This window comes from Mycolicibacterium chlorophenolicum, from assembly GCF_001044235.1.
In the GTDB taxonomy this organism is placed as follows: domain Bacteria; phylum Actinomycetota; class Actinomycetes; order Mycobacteriales; family Mycobacteriaceae; genus Mycobacterium; species Mycobacterium chlorophenolicum.
The window spans coordinates 120,932-137,752 of sequence record NZ_JYNL01000020.1; the positions used below are offsets into that span (position 1 = coordinate 120,932).

General features: G+C 70.4%; 17 protein-coding genes. 6 read left to right on the top strand and 11 right to left on the bottom strand.

The window, feature by feature from the left end; genetic code table 11:
* Positions 1 to 31: 31 nt before the first annotated feature.
* Both MCHLDSM_RS08595 and MCHLDSM_RS08600 read left to right on the top strand, forming a co-directional pair.
* Positions 32 to 1,300: a threonine/serine exporter family protein gene (locus MCHLDSM_RS08595; protein ID WP_234713932.1), complete on the top strand. Its 1,269-nt coding sequence runs from the start codon at positions 32 to 34 to the stop codon at positions 1,298 to 1,300.
* A complete protein-coding gene (locus tag MCHLDSM_RS08600; RefSeq protein WP_048469701.1) occupies positions 1,297 to 1,941 on the top strand; it encodes a hypothetical protein in 645 nt (214 codons plus the stop codon). Before MCHLDSM_RS08595 ends, MCHLDSM_RS08600 begins: the two co-directional genes overlap by 4 nt.
* Here MCHLDSM_RS08600 and whiA read toward each other — a convergent pair.
* The 4 genes from whiA to uvrC are packed head-to-tail and all read right to left on the bottom strand — an operon-like array spanning position 1,938 to position 6,833.
* Positions 1,938 to 2,915: a DNA-binding protein WhiA gene (gene whiA / locus MCHLDSM_RS08605; RefSeq protein WP_109788791.1), complete on the bottom strand. Its 978-nt coding sequence runs from the start codon at positions 2,913 to 2,915 to the stop codon at positions 1,938 to 1,940. The genes MCHLDSM_RS08600 and whiA overlap by 4 nt on opposite strands.
* Positions 2,912 to 3,931, bottom strand: coding sequence for a uridine diphosphate-N-acetylglucosamine-binding protein YvcK (gene yvcK, locus MCHLDSM_RS08610; protein WP_048469703.1), 1,020 nt, complete (start codon positions 3,929 to 3,931; stop codon positions 2,912 to 2,914). Before yvcK ends, whiA begins: the two co-directional genes overlap by 4 nt.
* Positions 3,928 to 4,818 carry an RNase adapter RapZ gene (gene rapZ, locus MCHLDSM_RS08615; RefSeq protein WP_048417849.1) on the bottom strand — a complete coding sequence of 297 codons (891 nt, stop codon included), beginning with the start codon at positions 4,816 to 4,818 and terminating at the stop codon, positions 3,928 to 3,930. Before rapZ ends, yvcK begins: the two co-directional genes overlap by 4 nt.
* On the bottom strand, positions 4,815 to 6,833 hold the full coding sequence (uvrC, locus tag MCHLDSM_RS08620) for an excinuclease ABC subunit UvrC (RefSeq protein ID WP_048469704.1): 2,019 nt from the start codon (positions 6,831 to 6,833) through the stop codon (positions 4,815 to 4,817). The genes rapZ and uvrC overlap by 4 nt, the downstream gene beginning before the upstream one ends.
* A gap of 58 nt (positions 6,834 to 6,891) precedes the next feature.
* Here uvrC and MCHLDSM_RS08625 point away from each other — a divergent pair, with 58 nt between their 5' ends.
* Positions 6,892 to 8,805, top strand: coding sequence for a gamma-glutamyltransferase family protein (locus MCHLDSM_RS08625; protein ID WP_407661850.1), 1,914 nt, complete (start codon positions 6,892 to 6,894; stop codon positions 8,803 to 8,805).
* Here MCHLDSM_RS08625 and MCHLDSM_RS08630 read toward each other — a convergent pair.
* From MCHLDSM_RS08630 to MCHLDSM_RS08640, 3 genes are read right to left on the bottom strand one after another with little or no spacing between them, the layout of a single operon-like run.
* Entirely contained in the window at positions 8,786 to 9,250 is a 465-nt protein-coding gene (locus tag MCHLDSM_RS08630; RefSeq protein ID WP_048469705.1) for a PH domain-containing protein, read from the bottom strand. The genes MCHLDSM_RS08625 and MCHLDSM_RS08630 overlap by 20 nt on opposite strands.
* Positions 9,247 to 9,729, bottom strand: coding sequence for a 6,7-dimethyl-8-ribityllumazine synthase (ribH, locus tag MCHLDSM_RS08635; RefSeq protein WP_048469706.1), 483 nt, complete (start codon positions 9,727 to 9,729; stop codon positions 9,247 to 9,249). Before ribH ends, MCHLDSM_RS08630 begins: the two co-directional genes overlap by 4 nt.
* Positions 9,726 to 10,997, bottom strand: coding sequence for a bifunctional 3,4-dihydroxy-2-butanone-4-phosphate synthase/GTP cyclohydrolase II (locus MCHLDSM_RS08640; protein WP_048417990.1), 1,272 nt, complete (start codon positions 10,995 to 10,997; stop codon positions 9,726 to 9,728). The genes ribH and MCHLDSM_RS08640 overlap by 4 nt, the downstream gene beginning before the upstream one ends.
* Before the next feature lie 420 nt (positions 10,998 to 11,417).
* Between MCHLDSM_RS08640 and MCHLDSM_RS08645 the strand changes: the two genes are divergently transcribed.
* Entirely contained in the window at positions 11,418 to 11,714 is a 297-nt protein-coding gene (locus MCHLDSM_RS08645; RefSeq protein ID WP_048469707.1) for a hypothetical protein, read from the top strand.
* Positions 11,715 to 11,843: 129 nt separating this feature from the next.
* Here the strand turns inward: MCHLDSM_RS08645 and MCHLDSM_RS08650 are convergent, their stop codons facing one another.
* On the bottom strand, positions 11,844 to 12,455 hold the full coding sequence (locus tag MCHLDSM_RS08650; protein WP_174545659.1) for a riboflavin synthase: 612 nt from the start codon (positions 12,453 to 12,455) through the stop codon (positions 11,844 to 11,846).
* A gap of 85 nt (positions 12,456 to 12,540) precedes the next feature.
* Between MCHLDSM_RS08650 and MCHLDSM_RS08655 the strand changes: the two genes are divergently transcribed.
* Together MCHLDSM_RS08655 and MCHLDSM_RS08660 are read left to right on the top strand one after the other, a co-directional pair.
* Entirely contained in the window at positions 12,541 to 13,245 is a 705-nt protein-coding gene (locus MCHLDSM_RS08655) for an LppX_LprAFG lipoprotein (protein WP_048417844.1), read from the top strand.
* On the top strand, positions 13,245 to 14,813 hold the full coding sequence (locus MCHLDSM_RS08660) for an MFS transporter (RefSeq protein ID WP_048470244.1): 1,569 nt from the start codon (positions 13,245 to 13,247) through the stop codon (positions 14,811 to 14,813). The genes MCHLDSM_RS08655 and MCHLDSM_RS08660 overlap by 1 nt, the downstream gene beginning before the upstream one ends.
* On the opposite strand, the gene MCHLDSM_RS38445 is transcribed toward MCHLDSM_RS08660, so the two are convergent.
* The 3 genes from MCHLDSM_RS38445 to rpe form a co-directional block, all read right to left on the bottom strand.
* Entirely contained in the window at positions 14,780 to 14,944 is a 165-nt protein-coding gene (locus MCHLDSM_RS38445) for a hypothetical protein (RefSeq protein WP_168439927.1), read from the bottom strand. The genes MCHLDSM_RS08660 and MCHLDSM_RS38445 overlap by 34 nt on opposite strands.
* A 183-nt stretch (positions 14,945 to 15,127) precedes the next feature.
* A complete protein-coding gene (gene ribD / locus MCHLDSM_RS08665; protein WP_060937533.1) occupies positions 15,128 to 16,129 on the bottom strand; it encodes a bifunctional diaminohydroxyphosphoribosylaminopyrimidine deaminase/5-amino-6-(5-phosphoribosylamino)uracil reductase RibD in 1,002 nt (333 codons plus the stop codon).
* Positions 16,126 to 16,818 (bottom strand): ribulose-phosphate 3-epimerase, encoded by a 693-nt coding sequence (gene rpe, locus MCHLDSM_RS08670; protein WP_048469709.1) that lies wholly within the window; start codon positions 16,816 to 16,818, stop codon positions 16,126 to 16,128. The genes ribD and rpe overlap by 4 nt, the downstream gene beginning before the upstream one ends.
* Between the last annotated feature and the right edge of the window lie 3 nt (positions 16,819 to 16,821).

The following is a 16,821-nucleotide window of genomic DNA, read 5'->3' on the forward strand; positions in this document are numbered from 1 at the left end:
GTCGCCACCGTAAGGGTTTACTGTGCCGCCCGTGGACGACCTCTCGATTGACCCGCCGGGCGCACCCGTCGCCCCGACGACGTTCCTGGCACGCCTGGGCGCGGCGATGATCGCCGCGGGGTACCCGATCGGAACGGTGCGACAGACGTTGGCCACCTGCTCCGAGCGGTACGGCGTGACCGGCGAAATGCTGGTGCTGCCCAACCACATCCAGTTGACCGGCGGCGAGCGGGCCGACGGCGCCACGATGGCGATGAAGAGCGCCGAAGTCGATCTGCGGTGCGACCAGACGTTCCCGCTGGCCGCCCTGGTCGGGCGCGCCCGTCGCGGGCAGATCAGCCCGCAGGACGGCCTGGCCGAACTCGACCGGATCGACGCGATGCGGCCCCGCTTCCCGGCCTGGGCGTTCGTCGTCGGGTACACGCTGCAGAGCGCGGCGTTCGCGCTCATCCTGCAGCCCAACCCGGTCGCGCTCGGGGCGGCGACCGTCTTCGGGTTCGGCGTGGGCCTGGCCGCGCTGCTGGCCCGCCGCAACGAGCCGCTGACGCAGCTGCTGCCCGTGGTGGCCGCGTTCACCGTGGCGCTGTGCTCCTTCACCGCCGGCCGGCTGCTGCATCTCGGCGAGGGCAGCCTGCGCGCACTGGCACCGGCGCTGGTGATGTTCCTGCCCGGCACGGCGATCACGCTGGCCGTCATCGAACTCAGCACCCGCGACATGATCTCGGGCTCGGCGCGGCTCATCGCCGGCGCAATGCGCCTGGCGCAGTTGGCTTTCGGCATCCTGATCGCCGCCCAGGTGGTGGGGTTGACCACCAGCGAGCTCAGCGTCGCCGTGGTGGACCGCTTCGGACCGTGGGCGCCCTGGGTCGGATGCGCGCTCTACGCGGTCGGCCTGTTCCTCTACCACGGCCCGCCCACCCGGTTCATGGGGTGGATGCTGATGATCCTGTTCGTGTCCTATGCCGGTCAGCTGGCGGGTAACGCCGCGCTGGGCAGCTACGCCAGCGGCTTCGGCGGCGGCCTGGCTCTCGCGCTGTGTGCCCTGTTCGTCGCCGGTCGGCCGAACACCCCGTCCGCGGCGACGCTGCTGCTGCCCGGGTTCTGGCTGCTGGTGCCGGGGTCGCTGGGCTTCATCGGCGTCACCGAGCTCATCGGCGACAACAGCTCGGGTGCCGTCGCGGTCACGCTCATCTCCATGATCTCGATCGCCCTGGGCATCCAGGCCGGCCTGCTGCTGTGGGGCGCATGCCGCCAAGTGGGCGCCACGGTCGGAGGCCGGGCGCGATACTCCAGGGCATGACCGATTGGGTGATCCCGGCGATCACCGCCTCAGCCAGCCTGCTCGGCACCATGGTCGGCGGGATCGCGACGTACTGGACGTCGAAGAAGAACTACGAGCGCCAGACCGTGGCCGAGGAGGAGCGCCAGAAGTTCGACCTGCTGCGCGACGCGACGGTCAGGTTCGTCTCGGCGATGACCGAGATCTCGGTGGCCAGCGCCGGTCTCAAGGAGATCTCCGCGCAGTGGGCCGAGGTGACGCAGCGGCTGGCCCACACCGAGGACCACGAGCAGTTCCTGACGATGGCCCGCGAGATCGACCCGACGATCCCGACGAACCTCGACCGGCTCGCGGTCCTGTTCCGCGTGGTGCGGGCCACCGGTGCGCTCGAAGACGACATCAAGCGCGCCATCACGCTGCTCACCGAGCTGCGCCTGGTCGCGCCCAGCGACATCGCCGACAGCGCGCAGCGGGTCATCTACACCGCGTTCGCGCAGGAGATCACCAGCGCGCTCTCCCCGGACCGGCGCAACGCCGCGGTCGACGCGTTCAACGGCGCGATCAACGATTTCGTCAACCGAGTGCGCCACTACATGCACGTCGAGGACCACGAATTCGACGCCATCGACAAGAAGGCGCTCGAGCACCTGCTCGAGTTCTAGGCGTCCTCGAGCAGATCGGGCGTCACCGCGGACTCCGTGTCCGGGATGCCGTCCTGTTTGGCCTTGCGATCGGCCATCGACAGCAGCCGCCGGATCCGGCCTGCCACAGCGTCTTTGGTCATCGGCGGATCAGCGAGCCGGCCGAGTTCCTCCAGCGAGGCCTGCCGGTGCGCCACCCGCAGGCTGCCCGCGGCGGCCAGATGGTCGGGCACCGTGTCGCCGAGGATCTCCAGCGCGCGCTCGACCCGCGCGGCGGCGGCCACCGCGGCGCGGGCGGACCGGCGCAGGTTCGCGTCGTCGAAGTTGGCCAGCCGGTTGGCCGTCGCGCGGACCTCGCGGCGCATCCGCCGCTCCTCCCACGTCAGCCGGGTGTCCTGGGCGCCCATCCGGGTCAGCAGCGCGCCGATCGCCTCCCCGTCGCGCACCACCACCCGGTCGCTGCCCCGCACCTCGCGCGCCTTGGCGCTGACGCCCAGCCGGCGCGCGGCGCCGACGAGGGCCAACGCCGCCTCGGGACCGGGGCAGCTGACCTCCAGCGCCGAGGACCGGCCCGGTTCGGTCAGCGAGCCGTGGGCCAGAAACGCTCCCCGCCAGGCAGCTTCGGCGTCGGCGACGCTGCCGCCGACCACCTGGGCGGGCAGTCCGCGCACCGGGCGGCCGCGCAGATCCAGCAGACCGGTCTGGCGCGCCAGCGCCTCCCCGTCCTTGGCGACCCGCACCACGTAGCGGGTGTTCTTGCGGATCCCACTGGCCGAGAGCACGTGCACGACGGCGGTGTAGCCGTAAAGGTCGTAGATGTCCTTGCGCAGCCGGCGCGCGATGATGCCCAGATCGACCTCGGCCTCGACCACCACCCGGCCGGACACGATGTGCAGCCCGCCGGCGAACCGCAGCAGCGAGGCCACCTCGGCGCGGCGAGCACTCACCGAATTCACCACGAGCCGGCTGAGCTCATCCTTGACCTCGGCTGTCATCGCCACGGGTCGTCACCTCTCGGTCCGTTCACTGTCGGTGTGGGCACCGTCTGCGGTCTGCCCGTGGGTGTCGCGCCCCGTTGCAGAACACCCTCCAATGCCGCCGCCAACCTCGCCGGGTCATGTAAAGGTGTACCAGGTCGGCACACGTCGGCGAACTCGACGCGGGCATCGAGGATCGTCGCGGTGCGCCGCAACTGTTCCCGCTCCCGCTCGCTGGGCACCCGCGACGAGTCGACGATGATGTCGCCCACGGTGAAGTTCGGCGCGTGCTGGGCCAGCACGTGGATGTGCCGCTCGACGGAGAAGCCGGCCGTCTCCCCCGGCTCGGCCACCAGGTTCAGCACCAGGGCGCGCCGCGCGGTGGTGGCCCGCAGCGCGGCCACCAACTGCGGCACCAGCACATGCGGGATCACGCTGGTGAACCAGGAGCCCGGCCCCAGGACCACCAGGTCGGCGTTCATGATCGCGTCCACCGCCTGATGGGTGGCGGGCGGATCACCGGGCAGCAGGCGCACCCGGCGCACCTTGCCCACGGTCGTGGCGATCGCGACCTGGCCTCGGATCGCCCGGCTGACCCGCGGATCGGACTCCAGCCCGACGACGTCGGCCTCGATGCTCAGGCCCATCGGGCACATCGGCAGCACCCGGCCCTTGACCCCGAGAATGCGGCCCAGCTCATCGAGCGCGGCGACGGGGTCGGCGAGCACCTCGTTGAGCCCGGCGAGCATCAGGTTGCCGATGGGGTGCCCGGCGAGTGCACCGCTGCCGCCGAAGCGGTGCTGGATGATGGTGGCCCACAGTCGGCCGTGCGGACTGTCGGAAGCCAACGCCGCCAACGCCATTCGCAGATCACCCGGGGGCACGACGTCGAGCTCGCTGCGCAGCCGGCCCGAGGATCCGCCGTCGTCGGCGACCGTGACGACGGCGGTGACGTGCGAGGTGATCCGGCGCGCCGCCGACAGGGTGGCATAGAGTCCGTGCCCTCCGCCGAGGGCGACGATGCGCGGGCTCATTCGCGACCCAGATCCCGGTGCAGCACCCGCACCGTCAGCGCTGCGTCCTGCAGCCGTTCCGCGAGCGCCTCCGCCATCGCCACGCTGCGGTGCTTGCCGCCGGTGCAGCCGATGGCCACGGTCATGTAGCGCTTCCCCTCCCGCCGATAGCCGTCGATCACGACGTCCAACAGCTGATGGTAGGAGTCGAGGAACTCCACGGCGCCGGGTTGGCCGAGGACGTAGTCGCGCACATCGGGATGCTGGCCGGTGTGCCGGCGCAGATTGTCCACCCAGTGCGGGTTGGGCAGGAAGCGCACATCCATCACGGTGTCGGCGTCCATCGGCAGCCCGTACTTGTAGCCGAACGACTCGACCGTGACGTTGGTGTTGGCCACCGTCTCGGCCGCGAAGGCCCGTTCGATGCTCTCCCGCAGGCCGTGCACCGACAGCGACGAGGTGTCGATGACCAGGTCGGCGCCGGCGCGCACCGGCGCCAGCAGGGCGCGCTCGGCCGCGATCCCCTCGGCGAGGGTGTGGTTGCCCTGCAGCGGGTGACTGCGCCGGTTCTGCTCGTAGCGGCGCACCAGGATGTCGTCGGACGCCTCGAGGAACACCACCCGCGGGGCGATGCTGCGCGCCGCCAGCTCGCTGCGCACCCCGTCCAGATCGCCGGTGAACCCGCGCGACCGCACGTCCATCACGACGGCCAGCTGGGTGATCCGGGAGCCCGCGGCCAGGCCGAGGTCGACCATCCGCGCGATCAGCTCCGGCGGCAGGTTGTCCGCCACATACCAGCCCAGATCCTCCAGGACCTTGGCCGCCGTCCCGCGGCCCGCACCCGAGAGCCCCGTCACCAGGACCACGTCGATTCCGCCGGATTCGGTGTGCATGCCCGCTTCTGTCATCCCGTCACTGTGCTTCGATCATCGTGGATAACCGCCACCGGCGCGTCCTGTTCCGGCGGCGAATCCGGCCCGTCAGGCGTTTCCACCCCCAGCGCCTCGAGCACGGCCCGGGCCGTGGCCACCCCGATGCCGGGCACCGTGGTGATCTCCTCGACCGTGGCCTGCCGCAGCCGCGCCACCGAACCGAAGTGCGTGACCAGCGCCTTGCGCCGGTGCTCCCCGAGCCCGCGCACCGAGTCCAGCGCCGAGGCCGTCATCCGCTTGGAGCGCTTGCTGCGGTGGTAGCTGATCGCGAACCGGTGCGCCTCGTCGCGCACCCGCTGCAGCAGATACAGCCCTTCGCTGTTGCGCGGGAAGATGACCGGATCCGGCTCCGACGGCACCCACACCTCTTCCAGCCGCTTCGCCAGCCCGATCACCGCGACGTCGGTGATGCCGAGGTCGTCGAGCACCGCGGCCGCGGCGTTGACCTGCGGGGCGCCCCCGTCGACGACGAACAGATTCGGTGGGTAGGCGAACCTGCGCGACCTGCCTTCGGCGATCAGGTCCCCGGGCTGCTGGGTGTCGCGCAGATGGCGGTGGAACCGCCGCCGCGTGACCTCCGCGATCGAGGCGACGTCGTCGGAGCGCCCGTCCCCCGCAGCCTCCCGGATCGCGTAGTGCCGATAGTCGGATTTCTTGGCCAGGCCGTCCTCGAAGACCACCAGCGAGGCCACCACGTCGGTGCCCTGCACATGGCTGATGTCGACGCACTCGATGCGCAGCGGCGCGTCCTCGAGGCCCAGCGCGTCCTGAATGCTCTGCAGCGCAGCGCTTCTCGCGGTGAAGTCGCCGGCCCGCTTGAGCTTGTGCTGGTTCAGCGCCTGCTCGGCGTTGCGCTGAACCGTCTCCGCGAGCGCCCGCTTGTCGCCGCGCTGCGCGACGCGTATCGACACCCGCGACCCTCGCAGCTGCGACAACCACGTCTCCAGTTCCGCCGACGTCTCGGGCAGCACCGGCACGAGCACCTGCTTGGGCACCGGGTTGGTGGTCTCGTCGCCGCCCTCGTCGGCGGCGCCGTCGAGCGCGACCTGATCACCGTAGAACTGCGTGAGGAACTGCTCCACCAGATAGGACAGCGTCGATTCGCCCGGCTCGCCGGACTTCTCGATGATCCAGCCGCGCTGACCCCGGACCCGTCCGCCGCGCACGTGAAACACCTGCACCGCCGCTTCGAGTTCGTCGTCGGCGAAGGCCACCACGTCGGCGTCGGTGCCGTCGCCGAACACCACGGCCTGCTTCTCCATCGCGCGGCGCATCGCGCCGATGTTGTCCCGCAGGCGGGCGGCCCGCTCGAAGTCCAGCTCCTCGGCCGCGGCGTTCATCTGCTGTTCCATCTCGCGGATCAGCTTGTCGGTCTTGCCGGCGAGGAAGTCGCAGAAATCCGTCACGATCTGGCGGTGCTGCTCGGCGCTCACCCGCCCGACACACGGGGCCGAGCACTTGTCGATGTAGCCCAGCAGGCAGGGCCGGTCAATCTGGCTGTGCCGCTTGAACACTCCGGCCGAGCAGGTGCGGGCGGGAAACACCCGGGTGAGCAGGTCAAGGGTTTCGCGGATGGCCCAGGCATGCGAGTACGGCCCGAAGTACCGCACACCCTTGCGGCGCGGACCCCGGTACACCTTCAGCCGCGGATACTCCTCGTTCAGCGTCACCGCGAGCACCGGATAGGACTTGTCGTCCCGGTAGCGGATGTTGAACCGGGGATCGAACTCCTTGATCCAGTTGTATTCGAGCTGCAGCGCCTCGACCTCGGTGGTGACCACCGTCCACTCGACGCTGGCGGCCGTCATCACCATCTGGCGGGTGCGCGGCGCGAGCCCCGACAGATCGGCGAAATAGGAGTTGAGCCGGCTGCGCAGGCTCTTGGCCTTGCCGACGTAGATCACCCGCCGGTGCGGGTCGCGGAAACGGTAGACACCCGGTTCGACGGGGATCGACCCGGGAGCGGGTCGGTACGTCGCTGGATCGGGCACGGACCCAGGTTACTGCGACCCCCCGACCGGGTAGAGCGACGAGGTGGCGGTGCGGACCGTGACCTCGACCCGGGTGCTGGCGCTGCTGCTCGCTGCCGTGCTGGTCTGCGCCGGTTGCAGCGGTCCGCCATCCCCGCCGGCGCCGGCGGGCCCGTGCGCCATCGTGACCAACGGCACCCCGCAGGCCAAGCAGGCTGGCGGCGACGACGAATCCGCGCCCGAGACCGCGACCGGATACCGCACCGGGATGACGCCGGTCCGCACGGGTCACTACGCCGTAGCGACCGCCAACCCGCTGGCCACGCAGGCCGCCTGCGAGGTGCTGCGCGACGGCGGCACCGCCGCCGACGCTCTCGTGGCGGCGCAGGCCGTGCTCGGCCTCGTCGAACCCCAGTCCTCCGGGATCGGCGGTGGCGGCTTCCTGCTGTACTACGACGCCACCGCCAAGTCGGTGCAGGCGTTCGACGGGCGGGAGATCGCCCCGGCGGCGGCGACCGAGAACTATCTGCGCAGGGTGTCCGACACCGACCGGACCGCACCGAAACCCGACGCACGCGGGTCAGGACGATCCATCGGGGTGCCGGGCATCGTGCGGATGCTGGCCGACGTACACACCGCGCACGGCCGCACCGCGTGGCGGGACCTGTTCACCCCCGCGGTCCGGCTCGCCGACGACGGCTTCGACATCAGTCCCCGGCTGGCGGCCGCCATCGCCGACGCGGCACCGCGGTTGCGACTCGACGAGCAGGCCGGCGCGTACTTCCTCAACCCGGACGGCTCCCCGCGGTCGGCGGACACCCGGCTGACGAATCCCGCGTACGCAAAGACGTTGGGCGCCATCGCGACCGACCCGGCGGCGCTCTACACCGGGCCGATCGCCGCCGACATCGTCGCCGCCGCGACCGACCCGTCGGGTGGCCGTACGCCCAGCCTGATGACCGTCGAGGATCTGGCCGGCTACACGGCCAAGACACGCGAGGCGCTGTGCGTGCCCTACCGCGGTAAGCAGATCTGCGGGATGCCGCCGCCCTCGTCGGGCGGCATCGCGGTCGCCGAGACACTCGGCGTGCTGGAGCACTTCGCCATGGCCGACCACCGGCCCACCGACCTCGACCGCGACGGCGGCAGGCCCACCGTGCAGGGGGTGCACCTGATCGCCGAGGCGGAGCGGCTCGCCTACGCCGACCGGGACCGCTACGTCGCCGACACCGACTTCGTCGCGCTGCCCGGCGGCTCCCCCGACGCCCTGCTCGGCGCCGACTATCTCGCCGGGCGGGCGGCGCTGATCTCCCCCGACCGCACGATGGGCACGGCGAAGCCCGGCGAGTTCGGCCCGCCGACCGCGCCGGTGGCGCCGGTGCCCGAACACGGCACCAGCCAGATCAGCATCGTCGACGCGCAGGGCAACGCCGCGTCGCTCACCACCACCGTCGAGTCGGCGTTCGGCTCGTTCCACATGGTCGACGGGTTCCTGTTGAACAATCAGCTCACCGACTTCTCGGCCGAGCCCGCCGGCCCGGACGGCGCGCCAATCGCGAACCGGGTCGCGCCGGGCAAGCGGCCGCGCAGCACCATGGCGCCCACACTGATCTTCGACGCCGGCCCAGCGGGATCGCTCGGCCCGCTCTACGCCGTCACCGGATCGCCGGGCGGTTCCACGATCGTCCAGTTCGTCGTCAAAACCGTGGTGGGACTGCTGGACTGGGGGCTGGACCCGCAGCAGGCCGTCTCGATGGTGGACTTCGGCGCCGCCAACTCGCCGACGACGAACGTGGGCGGGGAGCATCCGGTGATCGACATCTCCGATGACGGCCGGCACGACCCGCTGGTGACGGGATTACGCGAACTCGGCCATCAGGTCGACATCGCCGACCAGTCCAGCGGGCTGTCGGCGATCGTGCGCGCCGATCCCGGCTGGGTGGGCGGTGCCGACCCACGCCGGGAGGGCGTGGTCATGGGTGACGGCCGTTGATGCCGGTGTTCTGATACTTCTGCATCGCGGCGCGGACGCGGTCCATCGCGTCGACCGCGCGGCCCTTGTCCACGGCCTGGATCGCCATCACCGGCACGTACTCGTCGTCGGGAAGGTCCAGCCGGGCCCACCGCGCCCCCGGGTGGAACGACAGTCCCCGGACGATGTCCCACGCGAAGACGCGGTAGCCGAACAGGTTTCGCACCGCGACGCCTGCGGCGCCCACCCGCACGCGCGGCCGCGCGAACAGGCACACGAATCCGCCGATCACCACCCCGAGCAGCGCGATCGCCACCTGGTCGGCGGTGCGGAAGATCACGCCGGTGGTGCCGACCTTGAGCAGTACGCCAACGGTGACGTGCGCGGCGACGATCAACGCGGCCGCCCCGTAGGCGAATCGCGGGGTGAGGTACGGCTTGACCTCGACGTCCCAGCCCTCGGTCATGAGCCGGCGGCGAGGCGGCGCAGCGTCAGCGCCGTCGAGAGGGCGGCCGCGGCGGCCTGGGCGCCCTTGTCCTCGGCCGACGCCGGCAGCCCGGCCCGGTCGAGCGCCTGATGCTCGGTGTTGACGGTGAGCACGCCGTTGGCCACCGGTGTCGACGCGTCCAGCGACACCCGCGTCAGCCCCTGGGTGACCGCGTCGCAGACATAGTCGAAATGCGGTGTCTCACCGCGGATCACGACGCCGAGCGCGATGACGGCGTCGTGTGTCTGCGCCAAAGCCTGTGCGACGACCGGGATCTCGATGGCACCGAGAACGCGCACCACGGTCGGGTCGGTGATCCCGGCGTCCGCGGCGGTCCGGCGCGCGCCGTCGAGCAGGGCGTCGCAGACGGTCTCGTGCCACGTGCTCGCGACGATGGCGAGGCTGATGCCGGTGGCGTCGAGATCGGGAAGCTCGGGCACGCCTGCCGCAGGACTCATACCGCGCCGCCGAACTCGCCGGGCAGCGCCTCGTCGAAGTCCTCCAGACCGGTCAGGTCGTGACCCATACGGTCCCGCTTGGTCATCAGATAGCGGATGTTCTCGGCGTTGGCGCGCACCGGCAGCGGCACGCGTTCGATGATGTGCAGCCCGTAGCCGTCCAGGCCGACGCGTTTGGCCGGGTTGTTGGTCAGCAGGCGCATCGAGCGGACGCCGAGGTCGACGAGGATCTGGGCGCCGGTGCCGTAGTCGCGGGCGTCGGCGGGCAGGCCGAGCTTGAGATTGGCGTCGACGGTGTCGTCGCCGGCGTCCTGCAGCTGATAGGCCTGCAGCTTGTGCATCAGGCCGATGCCGCGGCCCTCGTGGCCGCGCATGTAGAGCACCACGCCACGACCCTCGCGGGCCACCATGGCCAGCGCGGCGTCCAACTGGGGGCCGCAGTCGCAGCGGCGGGAGCCGAACACGTCCCCGGTCAGGCACTCCGAGTGCACCCGGACCAGCACGTCGTGGCCGTCCCCGTGCGGGCCGGCGATGTCGCCCTTGACCAGGGCGACGTGCTCGACGTCTTCGTAGATGCTGGTGTAGCCGACTGCGCGGAACTCGCCGTGCCGGGTGGGGATGCGGGCCTCGGCGACGCGTTCGATGTGCTTCTCGTGCTTGCGCCGCCACTCGATGAGATCGGCGATGGAGATCAGCGCCAGGTCGTGCTCGTCGGCGAAGATCCGCAGCTCGTCGGTCTGCGCCATCGCGCCTTCGTCTTTCTGGCTGACGATCTCGCAGATCGCGCCGGCGGGCTGCAGACCCGCCAGCCGGGCCAGGTCCACGGCCGCTTCGGTGTGGCCGGGACGGCGCAGCACACCGCCGTCCTTGGCGCGCAGCGGAACCACGTGCCCGGGCTTGGTGAAATCGTCGGCGACGGCGGTCGGGTCGGCCAGCAGTCGCATCGTGGTCGCCCGATCGGATGCCGAAATCCCGGTTCCGACACCGTGTTTCGCATCGACGGTGACGGTGTAGGCGGTGCCGTGCTTGTCCTGGTTGACCGCGTACATCGGCAGCAGGCCCAGCCGGTCGCAGATCTCGCCGTCCAGCGGCACGCACAGGTAACCGGAGGTGTAGCGCACCATGAACGCCACCAGTTCGGGGGTGGCCTTCTCAGCGGCGAAGATGAGGTCGCCTTCGTTCTCGCGGTCTTCGTCGTCGATGACGACGACGGCCTTGCCCGCGGCGATGTCGGCCACCGCACGCTCGACCGGATCCAGCCTCGTCATTCTCACCACCTTGCCGGTTCCCGCGACGAGAACCACCTGTTTCTCCCGTTCAGTATGAACCACGGGGGCGGGCGGGTTATTGCCCGCCTGACGTGGCCGGACGCCGGTGATGCCGGTCACAGCGGCGCGGCGGCGCCTCAGCCCGGCTTGTCGTACGACAGCAGCCTCTCGACGTACTTGGCGATTAGAGACGAGCGATCGGTACGCCCGTCTTCCTGCAATGCAGGTGGACGCGGTCCAAGAAGACCCAGATATGTTCGACCTGACAGGTCAAACTCGGGAAAGGTAGAGAGGAGTATCGCTGTCGGCGAGTGCCGGAACCGCCTACGGTCCGCCGCTGTGACCCTTCCTGCGAGCCTCTCGCTGGTCCCAGAGCAGGTTACCCGTTGAAGCCCGCCTGAGCGTTCTACAGTGACCCCCATGGGGAAACGGGGGGACTCCTTCGCGAGCTGGTTCGTCGCGCTGCCGAAGGGTCGGAAGTTTGTCATGTCGCTCGTTCTGGCCTCGGTCACGATCCTGACGCCTGCGCTGCTGCTGACGCCGGCGCATCACTGGGACAGGATCTCCCCGAACCAGTTCGAGTTCACCTGCGCGGACCAGGATGGGGACCGGCAGGTCAGCGTCGAGCTGCCCACCGACCCCGACCGGATCAACGAGATGAACCAGAACCCTGAAGAGTTTGTCGCCCTCTTCAGGAAAGCCTGCCCGACCTACTGACAGCAGAAAGCCCGTGCCCGGTTGATCCCGGAGGCAGGGGCGCAGCAAGGTTCACAGCAGCGGCGGTAGGCATACCAAATGTGTTAGACCCGTAACGCTGCGCTCAACTCGAACCGTCCGACAACGGCCCTAGTCGCTGGTGGGAGCATCCTTCTGCGACAGCAGCCGCTCGACGTACTTGGCGATGACGTCGACCTCGAGGTTGACCGGGGAGCCGGGCTCAGCCCCGCCCAGCGTCGTCAGGTCCAGTGTGGTGGGGATCAGCGACACCTCGAACCAGTCCGGGCCCAGACCCGACACGGTCAGCGAGATTCCGTCGACGGTGATCGACCCTTTCTCCACCACGTAGCGGGACAGCGCCGGCGGCAGCGCGATCCGCACCACCGTCCAGTGCTCGGACGGCGTGCGGGACACGACGTGGCCGGTGCCGTCGACATGGCCCTGCACGATGTGGCCGCCCAACCGGCTGTTCACCGCCGCGGCACGTTCGAGGTTGACCCGGGTGCCGACGTCGGCGCCGCGCAGGCTGGACCGCTTCAGCGTCTCGTCCATCACATCGGCGGAGAACGAGCCGTCGGCGAGCACGTCGACGACGGTCAGACAGACGCCGTTGACCGCGATCGAATCTCCGTGCCCGGCATCCGATGTCACGATCGGGCCACGGATGACGAAACGCGCGGCGTCGCCGAGGTCCTCCTTGCCGACGATTTCGCCCAGTTCTTCGACGATTCCGGTGAACACGATGCCCAGCCTAGGCCCCCGCACCCCGGCCGATCCCGCGCAGCGGAGAACACGTCGCCGTCGCCGCACCCTCTACGATGCAGGCATGCAGACCCGCCTCTTGGCGCTCGTCGCCGCCCTCTTCGCCGTCGTCGCGCTCGTCGCAGGATGTTCCGGCTCGTCGTCGGAGGACTCCGGCAAGGACCTGCCCGACGCCACCACCCTGCTCAGGGAATCCGCCGAGACCACCAAGGCGCAGACCAGCGCCCATCTGCAGCTCGCGGTGCAGGGCCAGATCGCCGAGTTGCCGGTCGAGTCCCTCGAGGGCGACCTCACGCAGAAGCCGGCGGTCGCCGCGAAGGGCACCGCCGACATCGTCTTTCTCGGCCAGAAGCTGCAGGGCGTCGAGTTCGTCGTGTCCGACGGCGACCTGTACGCCGCGATCACCGCAGGTGGCAGCCTGTCGAACTTCGGTCCCGCCGCCGACATCTACGACGTCGCGGCGATCCTGAGCCCCGACAACGGCCTGGCCAACGTGCTCGCCAACTTCAACGACGCCAAGTCCGAGGGCCGCGAGACCATCGAGGGTGTCAAGACCGTCCGGATCACCGGCAACGTGCGCGCCGACGCGGTCAACAAGATCGCCCCGCAGATCGCCGCCACCGGGCCCGTTCCGGGCACCGCGTGGGTCACCGAGGACGGCAACCACGAGCTGATGCAGGCCCGGCTGGAACCCACCCCCGGCAACAGCGTCACGATGACGCTGTCGAAGTGGGGCGAGCCGGTGACGGTCGCCAAGCCGGCGGTGTGATGCACAGCGCTCCTCCGGCGACGGCCGCAGCAGGGACGACGAACCGCCGCATCGCGATCAGCGCGGGCAGCCTCGCGGTGGTGCTCGGCGCGCTCGACACCTACGTCGTGGTCACGATCATGACCGACATCATGAGCGACGTCGGGATCGGCGTGAACCAGATCCAGCGGGTGACGCCGATCATCACCGGCTACCTGCTGGGCTACATCGCCGCGATGCCGCTGCTGGGCCGCGCGTCGGACCGGTTCGGCCGCAAGATGCTGATCCAGATCAGCCTGGCCGGTTTCGCGCTCGGCTCGGTGATCACCGCGATGTCGACCGACCTGACCGTGCTGGTGATCGGGCGGGTGGTGCAGGGCACCGCCAGCGGCGCGCTGCTGCCCGTCACCCTGGCGCTGGCCGCCGATCTGTGGGCCGCGCGCAACCGCGCCGCCGTGCTCGGCGGCGTCGGCGCCGCCCAGGAGCTGGGCAGTGTGCTGGGCCCGCTGTACGGCATCACGCTGGTGTGGGCGTTCGGGCACTGGCAGTCGGCGTTCTGGGTCAACGTCCCGCTCGCGGCCATCGCGATGGTGATGATCCACTTCAGCCTGCCGTCGCGGTCCGTCGGCGAGGACCCCCAGAAGGTCGACGTGGTCGGCGGGCTGCTGCTGGCCGTCGCGCTGGGCCTGGCCGTGGTCGGCTTGTACAACCCCCGGCCCGACGGCAAGCAGGTGCTGCCCAGCTGGGGCGCGCCGGTGCTGATCGCCGCCGCCGTCGCCGCGGTCGCGTTCTTCGTGTGGGAGAAGTTCGCCAAGACCCGGCTGCTGGACCCGGCCGGCGTGCATTTCCGGCCGTTCCTGGCGGCGCTGGGCGCATCGCTGACGGCCGGCGCGGCGCTGATGGTCACGCTGGTCAACGTCGAACTCTTCGGGCAGGGCGTGCTCGGCCAGGACCAGAACCAGGCCGCCTTCCTGCTGCTGCGCTTCCTGGTCGCGCTACCCATCGGCGCGCTGGTCGGCGGCTGGGTGGCCACCCGCCTCGGCGACCGGATCGTCGCGTTCACCGGCCTGCTGATCGCCGCGGGCGGCTACCTGCTGATCTCGAAGTGGCCGGTGGACCTGCTTGCCGCACGCCACGACCTGGGCTTCATCAGCCTGCCGGTGCTCGACACCGACCTCGCGATCGCCGGGTTCGGCCTCGGCCTCGTCATCGGGCCGCTGACGTCGGCGACGCTGCGGGTGGTGCCCGCGGCCCAGCACGGCATCGCGTCGGCGGCCGTGGTGGTCGCCCGGATGATCGGCATGCTGATCGGGATCGCGGCGCTGTCAGCCTGGGGGCTGTACCGGTTCAACCAGCACCTGGCCAGCCTGCCGGCCAGCACCGGCGGCAACAGCCTGGCCGAGCGCCTGGCCGCGGAGGCGCACCGGGTGCGCGAGGCGTACGTGCTGCAGTACGCCGAGATCTTCTCGATCACGGCGATCGTCTGTGTGGTGGGTGCCCTACTGGGCCTGTTGATCAGCGCCAAGCACGAACACGCCGACGAGCCCGAGGCGCTTCAGCAGCGCTCGAGTCCGCGGCCCATCAGCTGAGGCTGGTCGGCGTCGGCGTCATCGAAGGTGTCGTCGTCGGAGGTCAGTCCCCGCCAGGCATCGCGGATCACCGCCTTGATGGCATCGGGGGTGACCGGGCTGATGCTGAGCCAGTCCTGCAGTGCAGTCATGCTCTCGTCCTTTGTTCGTGCTCACCTTGCGCAACTCTTCGGTGAAAGCGCGATATTCCCCACCGAGTCTACGGAGCAGTCCCGGCCGTGGGGCCGCTCCCGGGCCCGGCCGGGGGTGTGAGAACGACCACGGAAACCGTTGATGGACAGCGGGTAACGATCAGATAACGATGCCGCGTGCGATCACGCCGGGATCATGCTGAGCAGCACGTCCGGTCCGAGGGGGATCGTCCGGTCGAAACGCCACCGCTGAGCCTGGGCAATGCTGAGCACCCCGACGTCATCGACGGCACTGATCGGCCCGCCCAGCAGGATCGGAGCGACGTAGGCCAGGATGCGGTCGATCACCCCGGCCCGCAAGAAGGCCCCGGCCAGTGTCGGGCCACCCTCCACGAGCACGTCGGTGCGGTCCGACAGCGCCTGGATCACCTCGCGGGGATCGCGGGTGCGGATCACCATGGTGCGCGAGTCGTCATTGAGAACCGTTGCGTCAGGGGAGATCTCACGCATACCGACGACGACGCGCAGAGGCTGCTGGGCGGCGAGCGTGCCGTCGGGACGCCGCGCGGTCAGCGCCGGATCGTCGACGAACACGGTGCCGGTACCGACGACGATCGCGTCGGCCGCGGCACGCCTGCGGTGTACGTCGGCACGGGCGGCTTCACTGGTGATCCACTGGCTCGAGCCGTCTGCGGCCGCACTGCGGCCATCCACGCTGGTGGCGAATTTCCATGTCACATGCGGCATTCCGGTGCGCTGCTTGTGCAGCCACTCGCGCAGCGGCCCGCCCGCGACCGCATCGGCGCACACCCCCGGCGTCACGTGGACACCCGACGCCGCCAGCCGCGCCGCCCCGCCGGCGGCCACCGGGTTCGGATCGGCCACGGCGAACGCGACATTCGCGACGCCCGCGGCCAGCAGCGCGTCCACGCAGGGCGGCGTGCGGCCGACATGGTTGCACGGTTCGAGCGTCACCACGGCTGTACCGCCGGCCGCCCGCTCCCCCGCCCGGCGCAGCGCCAGCACCTCCGCGTGCGGGCCGCCGGGCGGCTCCGTCGCCCCGACACCGGCGATCTCACCGTGCGCGTCCAGAATGACCGCCCCCACCGGCGGATTGGGATACGTTGTGCCTTTTACTTTTTCGGCCTGCTCGAGGGCCGCGGCCATTGCCGCGTCGAGGTTCACCGCGCGAGATGCTTGGACGCCGCCGCGGCCTGATTGCGCAGCGACTGCACCGCCAGCGCGGGATCGTCGGCGCTGTAGACCGCCGAGCCCGCGACGAAGCAGTCGACGCCCGCTTCGGCGGCGGCTTCGATCGTGTCGGTGTTGATGCCGCCGTCGATCTCGATGAGGATGGTCAGCTCGCCGGCGTCGACGAGGCGCCGCACGATGCCGACTTTGGGCAGCACCTCGGCGATGAACTTCTGCCCGCCGAACCCGGGTTCGACCGACATCACCAGCAGTGTGTCGAAGTCGCGCAGGATCTCCAGATACGGGTCCACCGGCGTGCCCGGTTTGATGGCCAGACCCGCCTTCGCGCCCGCGGCACGGATGTCGCGGGCCACCGCGATCGGGTCGTCGGTGGCCTCGGCGTGGAACGTGACGTTGTGGGCGCCGGCCTCGGCGTAGGGCGGTGCCCACCGGGCCGGGTCGTCGATCATCAGGTGACAGTCCATGGGGATGTCGGTGACTTTGAGCAGCGACTCGACGACGGGCAGGCCCAGTGTGAGGTTGGGCACGAAGTGGTTGTCCATCACGTCGACGTGCAGCCAGTCGGCACCCTCGACCGCGGCGGCCTCGTCTGCGAGCCGGGCGAAGTCGGCGGCCAGGATGGACGGGGCGATCAGCGGGGTGCGGGCGTGCTGTCCGGACATGGG